Annotated in this window: 19 protein-coding genes; 15 read left to right on the plus strand and 4 right to left on the minus strand. The window is 64.0% G+C overall.

Features of this window, described 5'->3' with window-relative positions; translation table 11 throughout:
* Window positions 1-44: 44 nt before the first annotated feature.
* The 11 genes from motB to FGKAn22_RS00400 all read left to right on the plus strand — a co-directional run bounded on the left by motB (window position 45) and on the right by FGKAn22_RS00400 (window position 11,052).
* Entirely contained in the window at window positions 45-941 is an 897-nt protein-coding gene (gene motB, locus FGKAn22_RS00350) for a flagellar motor protein MotB (protein ID WP_246487414.1), read from the plus strand.
* A gap of 65 nt (window positions 942-1,006) precedes the next feature.
* Entirely contained in the window at window positions 1,007-2,275 is a 1,269-nt protein-coding gene (gshA, locus tag FGKAn22_RS00355) for a glutamate--cysteine ligase (RefSeq protein WP_212786023.1), read from the plus strand.
* Window positions 2,276-2,295: 20 nt separating this feature from the next.
* Window positions 2,296-3,414: an FAD:protein FMN transferase gene (locus FGKAn22_RS00360; RefSeq protein WP_212786024.1), complete on the plus strand. Its 1,119-nt coding sequence runs from the start codon at window positions 2,296-2,298 to the stop codon at window positions 3,412-3,414.
* Window positions 3,411-3,617: a hypothetical protein gene (locus tag FGKAn22_RS00365; RefSeq protein WP_212786025.1), complete on the plus strand. Its 207-nt coding sequence runs from the start codon at window positions 3,411-3,413 to the stop codon at window positions 3,615-3,617. Before FGKAn22_RS00360 ends, FGKAn22_RS00365 begins: the two co-directional genes overlap by 4 nt.
* A complete protein-coding gene (locus FGKAn22_RS00370; RefSeq protein ID WP_212786026.1) occupies window positions 3,618-4,004 on the plus strand; it encodes a PTS sugar transporter subunit IIA in 387 nt (128 codons plus the stop codon). It abuts the gene before it with no gap.
* 1 nt (window position 4,005) lies between these two features.
* A complete protein-coding gene (locus FGKAn22_RS00375) occupies window positions 4,006-4,275 on the plus strand; it encodes an HPr family phosphocarrier protein (RefSeq protein WP_212786027.1) in 270 nt (89 codons plus the stop codon).
* 142 nt (window positions 4,276-4,417) lie between these two features.
* Window positions 4,418-6,142 carry a phosphoenolpyruvate--protein phosphotransferase gene (gene ptsP, locus FGKAn22_RS00380; protein WP_212786028.1) on the plus strand — a complete coding sequence of 575 codons (1,725 nt, stop codon included), beginning with the start codon at window positions 4,418-4,420 and terminating at the stop codon, window positions 6,140-6,142.
* Between the two features lie 149 nt (window positions 6,143-6,291).
* On the plus strand, window positions 6,292-7,431 hold the full coding sequence (gene metX, locus FGKAn22_RS00385; protein WP_212786029.1) for a homoserine O-succinyltransferase MetX: 1,140 nt from the start codon (window positions 6,292-6,294) through the stop codon (window positions 7,429-7,431).
* Complete coding sequence (metW, locus tag FGKAn22_RS00390; RefSeq protein ID WP_212786030.1) at window positions 7,428-8,039, plus strand: methionine biosynthesis protein MetW; 612 nt, start codon at window positions 7,428-7,430, stop codon at window positions 8,037-8,039. Before metX ends, metW begins: the two co-directional genes overlap by 4 nt.
* The gene (locus FGKAn22_RS00395; RefSeq protein WP_212786031.1) at window positions 8,036-9,301 is read left to right on the plus strand and encodes an AmpG family muropeptide MFS transporter; all 1,266 of its coding nucleotides are present in this window, start codon (window positions 8,036-8,038) and stop codon (window positions 9,299-9,301) included. Before metW ends, FGKAn22_RS00395 begins: the two co-directional genes overlap by 4 nt.
* A gap of 182 nt (window positions 9,302-9,483) precedes the next feature.
* Complete coding sequence (locus tag FGKAn22_RS00400) at window positions 9,484-11,052, plus strand: bifunctional aminoglycoside phosphotransferase/ATP-binding protein (RefSeq protein WP_212786032.1); 1,569 nt, start codon at window positions 9,484-9,486, stop codon at window positions 11,050-11,052.
* A gap of 328 nt (window positions 11,053-11,380) precedes the next feature.
* Here the strand turns inward: FGKAn22_RS00400 and argA are convergent, their stop codons facing one another.
* From argA to FGKAn22_RS00420, 4 genes are read right to left on the minus strand one after another with little or no spacing between them, the layout of a single operon-like run.
* Entirely contained in the window at window positions 11,381-12,703 is a 1,323-nt protein-coding gene (gene argA, locus FGKAn22_RS00405) for an amino-acid N-acetyltransferase (RefSeq protein ID WP_212786033.1), read from the minus strand.
* A gap of 39 nt (window positions 12,704-12,742) precedes the next feature.
* Entirely contained in the window at window positions 12,743-12,928 is a 186-nt protein-coding gene (locus tag FGKAn22_RS00410; protein ID WP_212786034.1) for a tautomerase family protein, read from the minus strand.
* Between the two features lie 15 nt (window positions 12,929-12,943).
* Window positions 12,944-14,080 (minus strand): porin, encoded by a 1,137-nt coding sequence (locus FGKAn22_RS00415; protein ID WP_212786035.1) that lies wholly within the window; start codon window positions 14,078-14,080, stop codon window positions 12,944-12,946.
* Window positions 14,062-14,793: a 16S rRNA (uracil(1498)-N(3))-methyltransferase gene (locus FGKAn22_RS00420; protein ID WP_212786036.1), complete on the minus strand. Its 732-nt coding sequence runs from the start codon at window positions 14,791-14,793 to the stop codon at window positions 14,062-14,064. Before FGKAn22_RS00420 ends, FGKAn22_RS00415 begins: the two co-directional genes overlap by 19 nt.
* A 66-nt stretch (window positions 14,794-14,859) precedes the next feature.
* Here FGKAn22_RS00420 and FGKAn22_RS00425 point away from each other — a divergent pair, with 66 nt between their 5' ends.
* From FGKAn22_RS00425 to FGKAn22_RS00440, 4 genes are read left to right on the plus strand one after another with little or no spacing between them, the layout of a single operon-like run.
* A complete protein-coding gene (locus tag FGKAn22_RS00425; RefSeq protein ID WP_212786037.1) occupies window positions 14,860-15,417 on the plus strand; it encodes a thioredoxin family protein in 558 nt (185 codons plus the stop codon).
* A gap of 48 nt (window positions 15,418-15,465) precedes the next feature.
* Complete coding sequence (locus FGKAn22_RS00430; protein WP_212787103.1) at window positions 15,466-16,248, plus strand: inositol monophosphatase family protein; 783 nt, start codon at window positions 15,466-15,468, stop codon at window positions 16,246-16,248.
* A gap of 16 nt (window positions 16,249-16,264) precedes the next feature.
* Window positions 16,265-17,638, plus strand: coding sequence for a Trk system potassium transporter TrkA (trkA, locus tag FGKAn22_RS00435; RefSeq protein ID WP_212786038.1), 1,374 nt, complete (start codon window positions 16,265-16,267; stop codon window positions 17,636-17,638).
* Window positions 17,638-19,098: a TrkH family potassium uptake protein gene (locus FGKAn22_RS00440; protein ID WP_212786039.1), complete on the plus strand. Its 1,461-nt coding sequence runs from the start codon at window positions 17,638-17,640 to the stop codon at window positions 19,096-19,098. Before trkA ends, FGKAn22_RS00440 begins: the two co-directional genes overlap by 1 nt.
* The last annotated feature ends 10 nt before the right edge of the window (window positions 19,099-19,108 follow it).

The following is a 19,108-nucleotide window of genomic DNA, read 5'->3' on the forward strand; positions in this document are numbered from 1 at the left end:
CTCGGGCGTCCGGAATCTTTGCATAACTTCAACCGCAAGGTGTTATGGCAATTTCGCGCACCACTAAAAGCAAGCCGCTCAAGCGCCCGGTCATCGTCAAGAGGATACGGCGGAGGGTGCGTGCCCGGCAGCACGGCGCATGGAAGATAGCCTATGCGGACTTCGTGACGGCACTGTTGGCGTTCTTCCTGCTGATGTGGCTGACGTCTTCGGTGCCGGCCTCCGAGCTGAAAGGCGTTTCCGACTATTTCAAAACGCCCCTGTCCCTGGTGTTGAGCGAGGGACAGAACAACAAGACCAATCGCAGCGTGATCATCGGCGGTGAGGGCCCGAATCCGATGATGAAGACCGGGATGGTCAGGGACGGCGATATTCCCGCGCCCGACCAGAGGGTCGATCCGCAGGTCGCCAGGAAAGCGCTGCACCGCGAGGAGTTGCAGCGGCTCGAATTGCTGAAACGCCAGCTCGAGCAGGCCATCGAGGCCGATCTGCAATTGAGCCAATACAAGAACCAACTGCTGATCGACCTGACCACCGAAGGCCTGCGCGTCCAGATTGTCGACGAGCAGAACCGCCCGATGTTCGAGAAGGGCAGCGCCGTCCTCCAGCCGTATACCACGGAGATCCTGCATGCGATCGGCAAGATCCTGAACGAGGTGCCCAACAAGATCGGCCTGTCAGGCCACACCGATGCCACGCCCTACCAGGGCGGCAGCAAGGGCTACAGCAACTGGGAGCTTTCTGCGGACCGGGCCAACGCCTCGCGCCGTGAGCTGGTGCTGGGCGGGATGGATCAGGCCAAGATATTGCGGGTCGTCGGCCTGTCCGACTCGGCTCTGTTCAATCCGGATGACCCGTACGATGCGAAAAACCGGCGCATCAGCATCATCGTCATGAATCGGGAGGCGGAGGAGGCGGCAAGCACCGACGGCGGACAATAGCCGCAGTTCATCTCCGCTCGGCCTATCGGCTAGAATGCTTACTTCCTACTTTGTAAGCACGCCACATGGTTCCTCATCTCACCACCGCACTCACCGGCCCCCTGCGCGATCTGGAATGCACTTTCCTCAACGCGCAGCCGGTCATCGAACACTGGTTCCGGACCAAGTGGCTTGAGCACACGCCGCCGTTCTATGCCTCGGTGGATCTGCGCAACAGCGGCTTCAAGCTCGCGCCCGTGGACACCAACCTGTTTCCCGGTGGCTTCAACAACCTGAATCCCGATTTCCTGCCGCTGTGCGTGCTGGCGATGCAGAGCGCGGTGGAGAAGATCTGCCCGGAAGCGCGCGGCGTGCTGCTGATCCCCGAGAATCACACGCGCAACCAGTTCTACCTGCAGAACGTCGCTCAGCTCGTCACCATCATCAAACAGGCCGGCATGCGCGTGCGCGTCGGCAGCCTGTTGCCGGAGATCACGCAGGCGACGGAGATCGCCCTGCCCAATGGCGGCTCGCTGACGCTGGAGCCCTTGGTGCGCATCGGCAACCGCCTGACGGTGGAAGGCTTCGACCCCTGCGTGGTGCTGCTCAACAACGACCTGTCGGCCGGCGTGCCGCCCATCCTGCAGAACCTCGAGCAATCGGTATTCCCGCCTCTGTCGGCGGGCTGGTATGCGCGGCGCAAGTCCAGCCACTTCGCGGCCTACGATCGTGTGGCCAACGAATTCGCCGCCCTGCTCGGCATCGACCCGTGGCTCATCAATCCCTATCACGCGGTCTGCCACCAGATCAATTTCCAGGAACGGGTGGGCGAGGAGTGCCTCGCCGCGCAGGTAGACGGAGTGCTGCAGAAGATGCGCGCGAAATATGCGGAGTACGGCGTGAAGCACGATCCCTTCATCATCGCCAAGGCCGATGCGGGCACCTACGGCATGGGCATCATGACGGTGAAGGACGCCAGCGAGATCACCGGCCTGAACCGCCGGCAGCGCAACAAGATGGCCGTGATCAAGGAAGGCCTGCAGGTGCACGACGTACTGGTGCAGGAGGGCGTGTACACCTTCGAGCACATCAACGACGCCGTGGCCGAACCGGTGGTGTACATGATCGACCGCTACGTGGTCGGTGGCTTCTACCGCGTGCACACCGGCCGCGGTGTGGACGAGAACCTCAATGCGCCGGGGATGTCCTTCGAGCCGCTGGCGTTCGAGACCTGCTGTACCCTGCCTAATCCCGCCTGCAACCCGGACGACATGCCTAACCGCTTCTACGCCTACGGCGTGGTGGCGCGCCTCGCATTGCTGGCCGCGTCGCTGGAGCTGGAGCAAACCGAGTGATGGGATACGGGATACAGGATATGGGATACAGGGGAAGCGGTCAGCCACTCCGGACGTTGGGGAGATGGCTGCGCCATGGTGTGCTCAGCCATCCCGCCCGTATCCCGTATCCCGCATTCCATATCCTGGTTCTGGCTTTCTGTTTCCTGCTGACTGCCTGCGGCAAGGAGCCGTTTTACCAGGAGCAGGGCTATGTGTTCGGCACGCTGGTGGACGTCAGCATCTACGGCGAAGACGAGGCTCGGGCGCGCGCCGCGGTGAGCGACGTGATGCGCGAATTCCAGCGCCTGCACAACATGCTGCATGCCTGGCAGCCGAGCGAATTGAGCGAACTGAATGCGGCGTTCGCCAAGGGCGAGCGCAAGGCCGTCTCGCCGGAGCTGGCCGCCATGCTGCAGGATGCGGCGCGGCTCTCCGCGCAATCCGGCGGGCTGTTCGATCCGGCCATCGGCGGACTGATCGAGGCTTGGGGGTTCCAGGCCGACGAGTTCAAGCCGGTTCAGCCCGACCCAAAACTGATCGCGCAATGGGTCGCTCGCAACCCGCAGATGAGCGACATCGTCATCGAGCAGGGACAGGCATGGAGCAAGAACAAGGCGGTGCGCCTCGACTTGGGCGGTTACGCCAAGGGCTATGCGCTGGACCGTGCCGCCGCGCTGTTGCACGAACGCGGCATCCGCAACGCGCTGGTCAACATCGGCGGCAACATCCTCGCGCTGGGGCAGCACGGCAAGCGGCCGTGGCGCGTCGGCATCCAGCATCCGCGCAAATCCGGTGCGCTGGCGTCGCTGGAGCTGCACGACGGCGAGGCGATCGGTACCTCCGGCGATTACCAGCGCTACTTCGAGCTGGACGGAAAGCGCTATTGCCACCTGATCGACCCGCGCAACGGCTATCCGGTGCAGGGCGTGCAGGCCGTGACGATCCTGACGCGCGGGCCGCATGCCGGCGTGCTGTCCGATGCGGCGTCCAAGCCGCTTTTCCTCTCCGGCGTGAGCGGCTGGCGCGCCGAAGCGCGGCAGATGGAACTGCCCGAGGCGATGCTGGTGGATGCGCAGGGTGGCATCCATCTCACAGCCGCGCTGCAGAAACGGCTAGAATTCGCCGACAAGAACGTGCGGGCCGAGGTGCTGCCGTGAGCGAGCCGGAAAAGGAAATCGTCGAACACAAGGTGCGCCGTGCGGTAGGTATCCACGCGTTGCGCAAGATCGGCAAGATCGTCGCGGAGGAGCAGCAGGCCGATGAGGGCAAGGCCAAAGTGGTGCGCTGGTTCCTGCGCTACGGCTGGCTGGTCGCGCTGGGCGCCGTGTCGGCGTGGGCGTATTGGACAGGGAGAATCTAAGTGGTCGGAATTCTGGTGGTGGCGCACAACGCGCTGGGCGAGAGCCTGGTTGACTGCGTCAAACATGTGCTGGGCGAGGTGCCGCACAATCTCAAGGTGTTGTCGGTCTACGCCGAGGACGATCCGCAAAAGAAGCTGGAAGAAGGCCAGGCGCTCATCAAACAGCTCGACAGCGGCGGCGGCGTGCTGGTCCTGGCGGACATTTTCGGCGCCACGCCGAGCAACGTCGGCCGGCAGTTGTGCCATGCCGAGCGCGTGATGGGGGTGGCCGGGGTGAACCTGCCCATGCTGCTGCGCGTGGTGTGCTATCCCAACAAGACCATGCCGGAACTGGCGCGCATCGCCCTCGAAGGCGGCCGCGAATGTATCGTTTACATGAAGGATTAGGATGCAACAACAGGACGCACTCATCATCAACAAACTCGGCCTGCACGCACGCGCCTCGGCAAAAATGACCCAGACTGCATCCAAGTACAAGAGCGAAGTGATGCTGTCGCGCAACGGCCGCCGCGTCAACGCGAAGAGCATCATGGGCGTGATGATGCTCGCCGCCGCCAAGGGCACGACGGTCACCATCGAGACCAACGGCCCGGACGAGGGCGAGGCGATGATGGCCATCGTGGGGCTGATAAACGACTACTTTGGCGAAGGCGAATGATTTCTCCCAATAACCTACTGCGCAGCCAACCTGCGGCGTCGCGTGCTCGTTCACTCCTCGCCTATCTGCTCGATATGTCTCGTCCTTCACTGCGCGGCTCCTTGCATCTTGGCTTGCTCGCTACGGTTCTTGGGAGAAATCAATGAGTTTTACGCTCCACGGCATCGCGGTTTCCAGCGGCATCGCCATCGGCCATGCGCACCTGGTTTCGCACACCTCGCTGGAGGTGGTGCACTACACCTTGCCGAAACAATTCATCGCCGACGAAATGGCGCGCTTCGATGCCGCGCTTGAGGCAGTGCACAGGGAATTCACCGGCCTGCGCAGCCATCGTCCCAGCCTGGCTGCCGCCGAGTTCGACACCTTCCTCGAGCTGCACCAGATGATCCTGGCCGATCCGCAACTGAGCGTCGCGCCGCGCGAGATGATCGAGCGCGAGCACTGCAACGCCGAGTGGGCGCTCAAGGTTCAGATGGAAGCGCTGATCGCGCAGTTCGACGAGTTCGAGGATGCCTATCTGCGCGAGCGGCAGACCGATGTGAAGCAGGTGGCCGAGCGCCTGCTCAAGCAACTGACCGGCCAGCCCGGCCACCAGCCGCCCCCGGTGCGCCACGATGTCGAGACCATCTTGGTGGCCCATGACCTGAGCCCTGCAGACCTGATCCAGTTCAAGCCGCAGCAGTATGCCGCGTTCGTCACCGATGTCGGCGGCGCGACCTCGCATACCGCCATCGTCGCGCGCAGCCTCAGCACGCCATGCGTGGTCGGCCTGCATCACGCGCGCGAACTGATCCGCGAGGACGATCTGCTGATCCTCGACGGCGAGCAGGGTGTGCTGATCGTCAACCCTGACAAGGCGATCGTCGCCGAATACAAGTTGCGCCAGAGCGTATGGGAGCTGGAGCGCAAGAAGCTCAAGCGGCTGCGCACGGCGCGCGCCAATACGCTGGACGGCACCGTCGTCGAGCTGCATGCCAACATCGAAAAGCCGGAGGACATCGCCGACGCGAAGGAGAACGGCGCGACCGGTGTGGGCCTGTTCCGCAGCGAATTCCTGTTTCTCAACCGCGACGACCTGCCCGGCGAGGAAGAGCAGTTCCTGGCCTACCGCGCTGCCGCCGAAGGCATGGACGGGCAGCCGGTCACCATTCGCACTTTCGACCTCGGCGCGGACAAGCAGCTCAAGGGCGCGGAACGCGTCGCCAGCAATCCCGCGCTGGGATTGCGCGCGATCCGCCTGTGCCTGGCCGAGCCGCAACTGTTCCGCACCCAGCTGCGCGCGCTGCTGCGCGCCACGCACTACGGCAACGTCAAGATACTCATCCCGATGCTGTCCAGCGTGTCGGAGATCAACCAGACCCTGCAGTTCATCGAGGCGACCAAGCGGAGCCTGGATGCCGAAGGCATCCCCTACGACCGCGAGGTCAAGATCGGCGGCATGATCGAGATCCCCGCCGCGGCGCTGGCGCTGAACGCATTCGCCAAGAAGCTCGACTTTCTTTCCATCGGCACCAACGACCTGATCCAGTACACGCTGGCGATCGACCGCACCGACGAGGAGGTTGCGCATCTCTACGACCCGCTGCATCCCGCCGTCCTGCATCTGATGGCGCATGTGATCGGTACGGCCAACAAGCTCGGCGTGCCCATCTCGGTGTGCGGCGAGATGGCCGGCGAGCTGCCGTATACGCGCCTGTTGCTGGGCTTCGGCCTGCGCCAGTTCTCGATGTTCTCGGCCCAGGTGCCGAGCGTCAAGCAGCGCGTGCTCACCACCAGCCTGCCGGAGATCGCCGCGCTGACGCAGAAGATCCTGCGGGCCGACGACCCGATGCGCATCCGCGAACTGCTCGACCGCCTCAACGCCTAGCGCGGATTGACAGCCACGCGCAAAAACGGGAAACTGCGCGCCATCAGTGCCGATTTGACATCAGCTTGCGGGGCACTTAAAACATTCCAGCTAAAGCGAGGCAACCCGTTTTGGCGCAAGCTGAACGGGTTTTGTTTTTGGGGATAGCTTTGGACGAATCGAACAGCATCGGCATCGTGACGGCGCAGCGTGCGCAATTCGACACCCCGCTCACCTTCAGGAGCGGCGCGGTGCTGCCGCGCTACGAACTGGTGTATGAGACCTATGGCAAACTGAACGCCGACAAGTCCAACGCCATCCTGATCTGCCACGCCCTGTCCGGCCATCATCACGTCGCGGGCACTTACGCGGACCAGCCCAAGAACGTCGGCTGGTGGGACAACATGATCGGGCCGGGCAAGCCCATCGACACCGACAGGTTCTTCGTCGTCGGGCTGAACAATCTCGGCGGTTGCCACGGCTCGACCGGGCCTTCCTCCATCGACCCGCAGACGGGCAAGCCTTATGGTTCCTCTTTTCCCGTGGTCACGGTGGAGGACTGGGTGGAGTCGCAGGCGCGGCTCGCCGACCTGCTCGGCATCAAACAATTCGCCGCAGTGATCGGCGGCAGCCTCGGCGGCATGCAGGCGATGCAGTGGTCGATCGCCTTCCCGGAGCGTGTCCGCCACGTGCTGGCCATCGCCACCGCACCTCGCCTGACCACCGAGAATATCGCGTTCAACGACGTGGCGCGCAATGCCATCCTCACCGATCCCGATTTCCACGGTGGCGATTTCTACCAGCATGGCGTGGTGCCGACGCGCGGCCTGCGGCTGGCGCGCATGCTGGGCCACATTACCTATCTTTCCGACGACGCGATGGCGGGCAAGTTCGGCCGCGGCCTGCGCTCGGGCGAATACAAATACGGCTACGATGTCGAGTTCGAGGTCGAGTCCTACCTGCGTTACCAGGGCGACAAGTTCGCGGCCTATTTCGACGCCAACACCTACCTGCTGATGACCAAGGCGCTCGATTACTTTGATCCGGCGCGCGAGGCGGGGGACGAACTTGCACGTGCCTTCGCGCCGATCAAGGCGGATTTCCTCGTGGTCTCGTTCTCCAGCGACTGGCGCTTCTCGCCGCAGCGTTCGCGCGAGATCGTCAAGGCGCTGCTGCACAACCGGCGCAACGTCAGCTATGCCGAGATCACCTCGACGCACGGCCACGATTCCTTCCTGATGCAGCATCAGCAATACTTCGATGTGATGCGCGCCTATCTCGATAACGTCGCACGAGAGTTTTCAGTATGAATAAGTTAGCGACCCGAATTACCTCCGAGCGTCCCGACTTCGCCGCCATCGCGTCGTGGATATCCCAGGGCGCGTCGGTGCTCGACCTCGGCTGCGGTGACGGCAGCCTGCTGCGCTACCTCAGGGAGACACGCGCGGTGCGCGGCTACGGCGTGGAGATCAGCGATCTCGACATCGTGTCCTGCATCGCCAACGGCGTGAACGTGATCCAGAACGACTTGGAAGCGGGGCTCGCTGAATTCGAGAGCGGCGCGTTCGACTTCGTGATCCTGTCGCAGACGCTGCAGGCCACGCGCCGCACCGAACTGCTGGTCCGCGAGATGCTGCGCGTCGGGCGCGAGGGCATCGTCAGCTTCCCCAACTTCGGCTACTGGAAGAACCGGCTCAACATCTTGCGCGGCCACATGCCGGTGTCGAAGGAACTGCCCTACCAGTGGTACGACACGCCGAACGTGCACCTGTGCACGTTGCAGGACTTCGAGACCTTCTGCAGCGGCCAGGGCGTCGTGATCCTCGACCGCCGCGTGATGACCGGCGAGCATGAAGTGAACCTGTTGCCCAATCTGCTGGGCAGCACCGCCGTATACCGCTTCCAGCGCGGCCTATGACCGTCTTCGAGCAGTTGTTCACCCGGCGCATGCTGATCTGCGTGTTCACCGGTTTCGCCTCCGGCCTGCCGCTGTATCTGCTGCTCAATCTGGTTCCTGCCTGGCTGCGCACCGAGCATGTCGATCTCAAGGTGATCGGCGCGTTCGCGCTGATCCAGTTCCCCTACACCTGGAAGTTCATCTGGTCGCCGCTGCTCGACCGTTACGTCGTCCCTGTGCTGGGCCGCCGGCGCGGCTGGATGCTGCTGACGCAGGTGGCGTTGCTGGTGGTGGTCGCCACGCTGGGCGGCTTCTCGCCTCAAGAGGATCTGGGCACCATCGTGTTGTTCTGCACGCTGCTCGCGCTGCTTTCGGCTACGCTGGACATCGCGCTCGACGCCTATCGCCGCGAGCTGCTGTCCGACGCCGAACTCGGCCTCGGCAACTCGGTGCACGTCAACGCCTACCGCATCGCCGGGCTGGTGCCGGGCTCGCTGTCGCTGATCCTTGCCGACCACCTGCCGTGGGACATGGTGTTCCTCATCACCGCGCTGTTCATGCTGCCCGGCATGGCGATGACGCTGTTGGTGAAGGAGCCGGTCGCGGTCAACACGCCCAAGACGCTGCGCGCCGCGGTGGTCGAACCGTTCCGCGAATTCATCGGGCGTCAGGGTGTGCAGGGCGCGCTGCTGGTGCTCGCCTTCCTGTTCTTCTACAAGCTCGGCGACAGTCTGTGCACCGCTCTGGCCACGCCGTTCTACCTCGACATGGGATTCACCAAGTCGCAGATCGGCCTGATCGCCAAGAACGCCGGGCTGTGGCCGGCGGTGATCGGCGCGCTGCTCGGCGGCATCTGGATGCTCAAGCTCGGCATCAACCGTGCGCTGTGGCTGTTCGGCGTGGTGCAGGTGCTGTCCATCTTCGGCTTCTGGTGGCTGGCGTCGCAGGGCGCGCAGACTGAGATCACCGCGGCAAACCTGACCCAGCTCGCCTTCGTCATCGGGCTGGAGGCGCTGGGGGTGGGGCTGGGCACCGCAGCCTTCGTCGCCTACATCGCGCGGACCACCCACCCGGCCTACACCGCGACGCAGTTCGCGCTGTTCACCAGCCTCGCCGCCGTGCCGCGCACCTTCGTCAACGCCTCGGCTGGCTGGCTGGTGGACGCGATGGGTTGGCCCTCCTTCTTCCTGCTGTGTGCCGTGCTCGCGATACCCGGCATGCTGCTGCTGTTCAAGGTCGCGCCGTGGAATGAGGCGCAGCCCGTTCCGGCTCTTGCTGAATAACGGTGGATGCGGTTCGATACGTTTTCCGTTCGTCCTGAGTGCCGCGCGTAGCGCGGTGTATCGAAGGAACGAACGGAAAACACTCACCGCGAACGGCCTGTGGAGGTGCACGCTTTAACTTTTCAAAGTAGGCGATTCCTCCGCGGGACGGTAAGATGCCCCGACCACAAAAAAGGAGCACGATGGCCTCCTCGCAAGAAATGCTATCCCGGCAGCGGCTCGTCGCAGCGCTGCTCAACCCGCGCCGCTATCCTGAGCCGGCGCGGCACGTGCGCTTGATCGAGACGCACATCTCCTGGGTGCTGCTCGCCGGGCATTACGCCTACAAGATCAAGAAGCCGGTGGACCTCGGCTTCCTCGACTTCTCTACGCTCGCATTGCGTAAACATTACTGCGAGGAGGAATACCGCCTGAACCGCCGCCTCGCACCGCAGCTGTATCTCGGCGTGGTCGCCATCGGCGGCGACCCGGACGATCCCCGCTTCGGCATTCCGTCCGCCATCGAATACGCGGTGAAGATGCGGCGCTTCCCCTCAAGCTGTCTGATGGATCGTCAGCTTGCGCGTGGCGGCATCGCGCCGTCGCACATCGACCAACTCGCGGCGACCGTCGCGCGTTTCCACGCCGCGCTGCCTCCCGCAGCAGCAGACACGGCCTTCGGTACTGCCGCCGAGATCCGCGACGCGGCGATGCAGAATTTCGAGCAGTTGCCGGAAGCGGAGGACGTGGCCGAACTGAGGGCCGCGACCGAAGCCGAACTCGCGGCGTGCGCGATAACGTTCGAGCGACGGCGCAGGGAAGGCTGCGTGCGCGAATGCCACGGCGACCTGCACCTCGGCAACATCGCGCTGATAGACGGCGAGCCGGTGCCATTCGATGGCATCGAGTTCAGCCCCGCGCTGTGCTGGATAGACGTGATGGACGAGATCGCTTTCCCGGTGATGGACCTGCTGCACCGCGGCCGTCCCGATTACGCCTGGCGGCTGCTCAATGCGTACCTCGAAGCGACGGGCGACTACGGCGGCATGGCGGTGCTGCGCTTCTACCTCGCCTATCGCGCCACGGTGCGCGCCAAGGTGGACGCGATCCGCGCCGCCCAGCCCGGCCTGAAACCGCGCGCCACGAACGAACTGCTGCAAGCCAGCCGCAGCTACCTCGACCTTGCGCGCAACTGCCTCGCGAAACCCAGTCCCGCGCTCATCATCACGCACGGCCTGCCCGGCTCCGGCAAGACCACCATCGCGCAGACCGCGCTCGAACGCTACGGCGCAATCCGCATCCGCTCCGACGTCGAGCGCAAGCGCCTGTACGGACTCGGCGCGCTGGATAGCAGCCGTTCCCGCTTTGGCGATGACCTCTACAGCAAGGGGGCCACGCACCGTACCTACGCGCGCCTGTACGACCTCGCGCTCGAACTGCTCGGCTGCGGCTTCCCCGTCATCGTCGATGCCGCCTTCCTCCGGCACGGCGAGCGAGCGCGCTTTCGCGATCTCGCGCGGCAGATGGATGTGCCCTTCGCCATCGCCGCCATGCCTGTGGACCTGTCGCTGCTGCGCGCACGCATCGCCCAACGCCAGGCGCAGGCGAGCGACGCCTCCGAGGCGGACATCGCGGTGCTGGAGAAACTGGCGGCGGTGGTCGAGCCTGTGTCGCCGGAAGAGTGCGCCTTTACGGCAGACTTCGCGGATGAACGGAAGGGATGGGAGGCGCTGAGGCGATTGCTGGGAGAAGCGGGGCAGCAGATTTTGTAGGAGCGTGCCCTGCACGCGACAGCGCTATCGCGTGCAGGGCACGCTCCTACAATTGGGTCACCCAAAGGTGAGCTTAAACAAGGCGGGAAGAACTCACCCCACAAAGGTTTGAGTCGCTACAGCTCTATGACTCCAAGAGATTGAATAAATTGGCGACCTTTTTCCGTTATTAATAACGCATCAGGACTACTCTTAATCGCCCCGCCGGCGGTCCCAATCGCTAGGTCGTACCCAACCCGCATCGATGACCGGCCTCCACTAAGATTCTTCTTCTAAGCTCTGCCGGAATTGGCGGGCGAGTATCTTCTTGCTGCATCAGGGCATTCTCCTAAATCTTCCGCACAAACACCTTCGACTTGCGCTGGAAGTTGTACAGCGATTTCTTCTGCGCGGGCAGTTCGGCGACGTCGCTTTCCTTGAAGCCGCGTTCGATGAACCAGTGCGCGGTGCGCGTGGTGAGCACGAACAGCTTCTTCAGCTTCTGCGCCTTCGCGAGCGAGATCATGTGGTTGAGGATGGCCTCGCCGTAGCCGCGGTCGCGGCATTGCCCGTCCACGGCGAGGCAGGCGAGTTCCGCCGCGGCCTCGTCGGGGAAGGGGTAGAGCGCGGCGCAGCCGATGATGCGGTGGTCGTGCTCGAGCACCACGAAGCGGTCGATCTCGCGCTCCAGCAGCTCGCGCGAGCGGCGCACGAGGATGCCGCTCTCCTCCAATGGGCGCAGCAGTTCGAGGATGCCGCCGATGTCTTCGATGGTTGCGGCGCGCAGGGTGTTGAGCGTGCTCTCCACCACCATGGTGCCGATGCCCTCGTCGCTGAACAGCTCATGCAGCACGGAGCCGTCGGTGTGGCGGCTGATGAGGTGGGTACGCGCCACGCCCGCTTCGCAGGCGCGGATGGCGCAGGGCAGGAACAGGGCGACGTCGTCCGGGAGCTTGCGCTTGCTGGCCAGCACTTCCTGGGACTGGGCGATGGTGAGGACCTTGAGCAGGTTGCCCTTCTTGTCGGTCACGCCGTCGGTGTCCATCAGGAACAACAGCTTGTCGGCATCCAGCGCGACAGCGGTGGCGGTGGCGACGTCTTCCAGCGTGAGGTTGAACACCTCGCCGGTGGGCGAGTAGCCGACCGGCGACAGCAGCACCACTTCGCCGAAATCCATGCGGTCGTTCAGCGCGGCGACGTCCACCTTGCGCACGCTGCCGGTGTGTTGCAGGTCCACGCCGCCGATGACGCCGATGGGCTGCGCGGTGATGAAGTTGCCGCCCGCGACGCGGATGTCGGCGTTGGCCATGGGTGAATTCGCCAAGCCCATCGACAGCAGCGCCTCGATCTCGAGACGCACGCGGCCGACGGCCTCCTTCACGCACTGCATGGTCTGGGCGTCGGTCAGGCGGATGCCCTGATGGTAGGTGTCGCCGAGGTTGCTCTTGGCGAGGTGCTGCTCGATCTGCGGCCGTGCGCCGTGCACCAGCACGAGGCGGATGCCCAGCGCGGCGAGCAGGTTGAAGTCGTGGGTCAGCTCGACGAACTTGCCGTCCGCGACCACCTCGCCGCCGAAGGCGATGACGAAGGTCTTGCCGCGGAACGCGTTGATGTAGGGCGCGACGGAGCGGAACCAGGCGACGAAATCGGCGGGGCTAGTGGTGGCGGGCATTACGGGTTCTCCCTCATGGAATGCGCGAATAATGCCGCGCTATTCTTCATCCAGCAACTTTCCTGCAATGGCCCAGTTCTCGTCGGGCAATTCGTCGAAGGCGATGTAGGTGTACGAAGCGGGTTTCAGCGCGATGCGCTCCAGCGTGTCGGTGATCTCCTCGGCGATCTTCGCCTTCTGTTCGCGGCTCAGCGTCCCGGCGATGCGGATGTTGACGTAGGGCATGTGCTCTCCTGAGGGTTAGAAAATATGTTTGATGCCGAACGACCAGGCCGATGGCGATGCGCCCGAAGCCGGTGCGACGATGGTGCTCGCCCCGCCGCCGGAGCTCGCGGACGACAGGCCGTAGTTGATGGCCGACTGGTTTTGCAGTCGCGTGTACAGGCCGTACAGCGTGGTGCGCTTGCTCAGGTTGTGGTCGTAGCCCAGCGTGTATTGCCGGGCGCCGGTGTTTGCGGTGGCGCCGAGCTGGCCGACGTTGGTGTAGGCGGCTTTCACTGCGTCTTTGCCCAGCATGTATTTGCCGGACAGGTACCACGCGCGGTGACCCCACTGGTTCGCGCCCTGCGCGGCGAGATTGTCGTGCGTGGTTTCCACAGCGAAGCCGATGCCGAATTGCTCGGGCGTGTAGCCCAGCGTCAGTTTCCAGGCGTTTTCGCGCCCGCCTGTCAGGCTGTTGAGGTAGTGGATCTCATGCGCCAGCGCGGCGTAGGTTGGTCCCTCGCTGTACCAACCCGCCATCGACAGCAGGCTCGATTTAGGCTGTGCGGCCGAGGTGTTGCCTTCCGAGGTGTTCGCGTACTGGACCGTGCCGGTGAAGCCGTGGACGAGGGGGCTGACGTAGAGCACGCCGTCGGTCTGGCGGCCGGCGAAGCCCAGCGTCGCGGAGATGCCCGTGGTGCCGCCCATCAGCGGCTGGCTGTCGGCGATGGTGTCGATGAACCAGTCCAGTCTGCGCGTGGTGGTGTTGTATGGCGTGTCATAGCGCCCCAGCAGCAGCCGGCCCAGCTGTTTGCTGTCGAGTCCGGCGTAGGTGTTGCGCGTGGCGAAGGTGCCGCCGGCATTATCCATGGCGATCAGCGATTCGATCTGCCAGACGGCGGACAGGCCGTCGCCCAGGTCTTCCGTTCCCTTCAGGCCGAGGCGCGAGGCGTTGCTGGATACCTTGCTGACGTTGCTCGGCCCGGTGACGGCAGGCGTGCCAGCGGTGCCTGTGCCCAGGCTGACCAGTTCATAGGAAAGGTTGGCCACGCCATAGAGGGTGACGTTGCCGGTTTCCGCCGACGCAACGGCGGGCAGGGCCAGCGCTGTCGACAGCGCAAGGCCGATGATCGATAGCTTCTTTCGACTGATGTGCCTCAGCTGAAGTCTCCCCACAGCATCTGCAGCGCCGCAAGTCCCGCGACGGCGGCGGTTTCGGTGCGCAGCACGCGCGCGCCCATGCGGATGGGGGCAAAGCCGCAGCTGAGCGCGGTCTCGCTTTCGGCCGGGGCGAAACCGCCTTCCGCGCCGATCAGCAGCACGACCCCGTTTTGGGGTTTCGGCTGGGCATGCAGCGAGGTCGCACCCTGCGGCAGCAGGATGAGCCTGGTCTCCGGCGAGTCCTGCACCTGGCGCAGCCAGGCCATGATGTCGAGCGGAGCATGGATCTCCGGCAACACGTTGCGGCCGCATTGCTCGCAGGCGGAGATGGCGACCTGGCGCCAGTGCTCCATGCGCTTCGCAGCGCGGTCGGCGGTGAGGCGGGCGACGCTGCGCTCGGTGTCCAGCGGCTGGATCTCGGTCACGCCCAGTTCGGTGGCCTTCTGGATCACCCAGTCCATCTTTTCGCTGCTCGACAGGGCCTGCGCGAGCACCACGCGCAGCGGGGATTCGCGGTGGGTGTCAGTGGCGGCGAGTTCGCCGACCGTCACGTGCTTGCCGCTGATTCCGGCGATCACGCCGCGGCGCTCGTTGCCGATGCCGTCGAATATCTCCACGCGGTCACCCTCGCGCAGGCGCAGCACGCGACTGGCATGGTGGGCCGCTTCGGGCGGCAGGTCGAATGATCCGCTCGTGGGGAGCGGCGGAGGGCAGTAGAAACGGGGCATGGGTCGGAATAGCTTATGGGTCGGCGTGATAATATAACGGCTTAAAAATAATGTGAGGAATTTCCAATGGTCAGTCTGCAACCCCCATTGTGCGATTTCGGCTGGAAGGCCCGCGATTTCGACCTGCCGGGCGTGGACGGCAAGCGCTACACGCTGGAAAGCGCGCGCGGCCCCAACGGCCTGCTGGTGATGTTCATCTGCAACCATTGCCCTTACGTCAAATCCATCCGCGACCGCATCATCCGCGACACGCGCGAACTGCAGCAGCACGGCATCAACACCATCGCCATCATGTCGAACGATCCCGCCGATTACGAGGAGGACTCGTTCGAGAACATGAAGAAGATTGCGCAGGAGTTCGCCTACCCCTTCCCCTACGTGTGGGACGAGACCCAGCAAGTGGCGAAGGATTACGGCGCGGTATGCACGCCGGACTTCTTCGGTTTCAACGCCAACCTCGAGCTGCAATATCGAGGCCGCCTCGACGCCTCCCGCAAGGAAGCGGTGCCGGATGCGGCGCGCGACCTGTTCAACGCCATGCTGCAGGTGGCAAAGACCGGGCAGGGGCCGCGCGAGCAGATAGCCAGCATGGGTTGTTCCATCAAGTGGAAGAACGAAGCGTAAGTGATGACGGAAAGACGCAGCACAGCGCGGAATAGCGGCATGAGCGCGATGCTCAAGGCCGTGGTCGCGGCGGTCAAGCTGGTCGCGGCGGAAGAGATCATGCCGCGCTATCTCAAGGTGGCCCACCAGCGCAAGAGCGACGGCAGCCTGTGCACCGAGGCGGACATGGCGGCGCAGACCGCGCTGTCCAGGAAGCTGCAAGCCATCCTCAATGTGCCGGTGCTGGGCGAGGAGATGTCCGCCGTGGAGCAGCATGCGCTCTGGCAGGCAGGCAATGACGGGCTGTGGTGCATCGATCCCCTCGACGGTACTTCCAACTTCGTGCGCGGCCTCCCCTATTTTGCGGTGTCGGCGGCGCTGCTGCGCGAAGGTAAGAGCGTGCTGGGCGTGGTGTACGACCCGGTGGCCGACGAGGTATTCGCCGCGGAGCAGGACAGGGGCGCATTCCTGAACGGCGAGAAGCTGGTCGGTCGGGAAGCGGTGGAGTCGCTCGAGGAGGCGCTGGCGAATGTCGACTTGAAGCGCCTGGACATGAAGCTGGTCGCGCGGCTCGCGGCCCATCCGCCGTACAGCTCGCAGCGCAATTTCGGCGCCAGCGCGCTGGACTGGTGCTACACCGCCGCCGGGCGCTACGACGTTTATCTGCACGGCGGGCAGAAGCTGTGGGACTATGCTGCAGGCACGCTGATCCTGCGGGAAGCGGGCGGCCATGCCTGCTGTATCGAGAACGACGATTTCGCGCAGGGTGACATCTGGCAGCGTTCGGTGATCGCGTCGCGCGGCGCGCAGCTGTTCGAACAATGGAAGAACTGGATACGCGCGCAACAATGACCCAAAGGGAGGGTTTGTGAAGATATTGATATTGGGGGCGGGACAGGTCGGCTCGACGGTGGCGGAAAGCCTGGTGAGCGAGGCGAACGACATCACCGTGGTGGATACCGACGGCGAGAAGCTGCGTCAGCTGCAGGACCGGCTGGACCTGCGCACGCTGACCGGCAGCGCTTCGCACCCGTCGACGCTTGAGCAGGCGGGCATCGCCGACACCGACATGTTGCTGGCGGTGACGCAGAGTGACGAGGTTAACATGGTGGCCTGCAAGCTCGCGGCCAGCCTGTACAACACGCCCACGCGCATCGCGCGTATCCGCGCCTCCGATTACCTCAATCGCGAGGAGGTGTTCAATGCGGACAACTTCTGCGTCGACTTCTCCATCTGCCCCGAGCAGATCCTCACCGAGTACATCACCAAGCTGATCGAATTCCCCGAGGCGCTGCAGGTGCTGGAGTTCGGCGACGGCAAGGTGTCGCTGGTGGCGGTGCGCGCCTTCGAAGGCGGGCCGCTGGTGGGCAATCCGCTGAGTTTCCTGCGCACGCACATGCCCCAGGTCGAAACCCGCGTCGCGGCGATCTTCCGCCAGGACCGCGCGATCATCCCCGAGGGCAGCACAGTGGTGCAGGACGGCGACGAGATCTTCTTCATCGCCGCGACCGACAACATCCGCAGCGTTTTGCAGGAAATGCGCCGGATGGACAAACCCTCCAAGCGCGTGATGATCGTCGGCGGCGGCAACATCGGCCGTCGCCTGGGCAAGGCGCTGGAGCGCGACTACCAGGTCAAGATCATCGAGTACAACAAGAAGACCTGCCAGAAACTGGCGGGCGAGCTGACCAACACCCTGGTGCTGAACGGTGACGGCACCGACGAGAAGCTGATGCACCAGGAGAACGTCGGCGAGGTGGACGTGTTCTGCGCGCTCACCAACGACGACGAGAACAACATCATGTCGGCGCTGCTCGCCAAACAGGGCGGGGCACGCAAGGTGGTCGCGCTGATCAACCGCAGCGCCTATGTGGGGCTGGTGCAGGGCGGCAAGATCGACATCGCCCTGTCGCCGGCGCAGGTCACCATCGGTTCTCTGCTCGCCTATGTGCGCCAGGGCGACGTCGCGGTGGTTCACTCGCTGCGTCGCGGCGCGGCGGAGGCGCTCGAGCTGATCGCGCACGGCGACCGCCAGTCTTCGCGCATCGTGGGGCGACGCATCGAGGAGATCGACCTGCCCAAGGGGGCGACCATCGGCGCCCTCGTGCGCGGCGATGAGGTGGTGATCGTCCATCACGATACGGTGATCGAGGCGGAAGACCATGTGATCGTGTTCGTCACCGAGAAGAAGATGGTGAAGAAGGTCGAGAAGCTGTTCCAGGTCAACCTCGGGTTCTTCTGATGGGACGCGCGCTTACGGTTCTTCATGCTCTCGGGTTGATGCTGGTGGTGTTCAGCATCGCCTACCTGATACCCGTGGTGACTTCGCTGATCTATGCGGACACCACCATGCTGCTGGATTTCCTGCTGGCGATGCTGTGGACGGCCGCTTCCGGCGTGCTGATGTGGATGCTGACGCGCCACTATAAGGGCGAGTTGACGATCCGGCATGGCTACCTGCTGGTGGTGGTCATGTGGACGGCGATGCCGGCCTTCGGTACGTTGCCGTTGCTGCTGGCGATGCCTGGCCTGTCGTTCACCGATGCCTATTTCGAGACCATGTCCGGCATGACCACCACGGGTGCGACGGTGCTGGTCGGGCTGGACAACCTGCCTCCCGCGATCAATATCTGGCGGCATGAACTGAACTGGCTGGGCGGCCTGGGCATCATCGTGCTGGCGGTGGCGGTGTTGCCGCTGCTGGGCATCGGCGGTCGCCAGTTGTTCAAGGCCGAGACGCCGGGGCCGATGAAGGATTCCGCACTCACCCCGCGCATCGCCGATACCGCGCGCAACCTGTGGGTGGTCTATCTGGGCATCACGCTGGCCTGTATCGCCGCGTTGAAGTGGGCGGGAATGAACTGGCTGGATGCGGTTTGCCATGCCTTCGCCGCGATGGGGCTGGGCGGTTTCTCCACTCACGATGCCAGCGTGGGCTATTTCAATTCGCCGCTGATCGAATTCATCCTGATCGTGTTCATGCTGCTGGCGGCGATGAACTTTGCCTCACATTTCCTGGCATGGCGCGGCAAGAGCCTGAGGGTCTATTTGCGCGACACCGAAGCTATCGCCATGCTGAGCGTGGTGTTGGCGAGCTGCGTCGGTATCGCGTTGTTCCTGTGGTGGCAGGGAACCTACGCTGATTTCTGGACTGCGCTGCGCCACGCCAGCTTCAACCTGGTTTCCATCGCCACGGACTGCGGATTCGCCAGCGTGGATTTTGCGCAGTGGCCGATCTTCGCCCCGCTGTGGATGCTGTTCCTGTCCTGCATCGTCGCCAGTTCCGGGTCGACCGGCGGTGGCCTCAAGATGGTGCGCACCCTGATCCTGTTCAAGCAGGCCGGGCGCGAATTCCTCAAGCTGCTGCACCCGTCTGCGGTCAACCCGATGAAGGTGGGCGGGATGGTCGTCCCGAACAGCATCGTGTTCGCGGTGCTGGGCTTCGTTTTCCTGTATTTCATGAGCATCGTGGCTTACACCTTCCTGTTGCTGATCAGTGGCCTCGATTTCATTTCGTCGTTCACGGCAGTCATCGCCTGCATCAACAACGCGGGTCCCGGTCTCGGCGTGGTGGGACCCGCCACGAACTATTCGGCGCTGACCGATTTCCAGACCTGGGTTTGCACCCTCGCGATGCTGACCGGGCGGCTGGAGGTATTTACGCTGCTGATCATCTTCACCCCGGTTTTCTGGCGGCGGTAAAGGCTGTGAC

Origin of the sequence: Ferrigenium kumadai, assembly GCF_018324385.1 — a bacterium.
Taxonomy (GTDB): domain Bacteria; phylum Pseudomonadota; class Gammaproteobacteria; order Burkholderiales; family Gallionellaceae; genus Gallionella; species Gallionella kumadai.